Raw genomic sequence first — 605 nt, forward strand, 5'->3', positions numbered from 1 at the left:
CGTAGACCACCCCCCGGTAGACCACCCCTTCGGCCTCCAGCCCCCAATGAGCCGAGCGTTGGCCCGGTCTTTGCGCTTTCTGTCCCACGCAATATCCCAGAACTCACGGGAGCCCATGAGCCTGGGGTTCACCTTGGCTTTCGCCTTTTACCTTTCCAACCCGCGAGCGCCCTTTCCCCATGACCCCGCCTTCTCCCTCTACAAGGACCAGCTCCTCAGCCCGGCGGGCCTCCAAGAGCTTCGGCGAAGAGCCTGGTCAATGGCCTGGAAGGCTTTCATGCAGACTGGGTACGGGGAGCTGCTGATTCTGCCCTCCCTCTACTATGGAACCGGCGAGGTTCCCGACAGGTATGCCTTTAGCCTTTTTTTAAACGGCTTCGCGCTGGGCTACGTCCAGTTGCGGCACGCCTTTGGAAAAAGGTGAGGAAAACAGCAGGCAGGAATAGGCTAGGTGAGGCCCAGCTTCGCCCAAACCCTCTCCAGACCAGGGTGCTCCTTGAGCCAGCGCTTGAGGTCCTGCGGGTTGCACAGAAAGCCCTTCCCTTCTAGGGCCTGGCGCAGGGCCTGGGCTTCCTCCGCCGACAGGGCCAGGATGACCTCCGCCT

General features: G+C 61.8%; 1 protein-coding gene. It reads left to right on the forward strand.

Translation table 11 applies throughout. The features are described from left to right. The first annotated feature begins 115 nt into the window (after window positions 1-115). Window positions 116-424 (forward strand): hypothetical protein, encoded by a 309-nt coding sequence (locus tag AC01Y6_RS11020; RefSeq protein ID WP_476671570.1) that lies wholly within the window; start codon window positions 116-118, stop codon window positions 422-424. Window positions 425-605: the final 181 nt, after the last annotated feature.

The sequence above is a fragment of the Thermus sp. genome, assembly GCF_056332225.1.

Excerpts from the sequence above, each read along its gene's own strand:
- AC01Y6_RS11020 (WP_476671570.1), top strand. The coding sequence starts at position 116 with ATGAGCCTGGGGTTCACCTTGGCTTTCGCCTTTTACCTTTCCAACCCG.